Genomic DNA, 610 nt, shown 5'->3' with positions numbered 1-610 from the left:
TTAATGATGCTACTCATTTGTAATATATTAGGGATGATTTATGGTTATATATGGTATGGTGAACAATTAAGTCATACGCCGTGGCATTTTAAGATTTTTGTTCCAGATAGCCCAACTGCAATATTATTCTTAGTTATTTCTATCTCAATGATATTAATCCAAAAACAAAATAGTATTATCGATGCACTGGCATTTGTAACATTATTCAAATATGGGATTTGGGCAGTTATTATGAATATATTATTTATTATTGAACAAGGTGATATTACAGTAAATGGCCTGATATTAATGTTTTCCCACAGTATAATGGCCGTTCAGGCAATTTACTTCTATCCTAGGTTTAAACGTTCTATGATTGGAATCAGTGTAGCGATGACTTGGGTATTTTTGAATGATTATATTGACTATTTTCACCTTCAATTTCCATATTATGATTTTATAACTACACATGTGTGGCAAATTGGTGTATTATCATGTTGTCTGAGTGTTTTTGGACTTTTGCTTTATATTGAATTAAACAAATTATTAAAGTGTAAATGATTTGATAAAAACGGCAAATGACAGTAAAATATTTATAAAGGAGAGTGAGTTTATTGTCTTCAATTTTTAC

At 29.0% G+C, this 610-nt stretch carries 1 protein-coding gene; it reads left to right on the top strand.

The annotated features are described in order from the left end of the window. A partial coding sequence (locus tag IDG60_RS28290) for a DUF1405 domain-containing protein (protein ID WP_241013416.1) occupies nucleotides 1-540 on the top strand: 540 nt, incomplete at its 5' end. Nucleotides 541-610 lie beyond the last annotated feature (70 nt).

The organism is Staphylococcus sp. EG-SA-2 (assembly GCF_017152085.1).
Note: the sequence above shows the minus strand (reverse complement) of the source record. Positions and strands in the feature narration are given on the sequence as shown.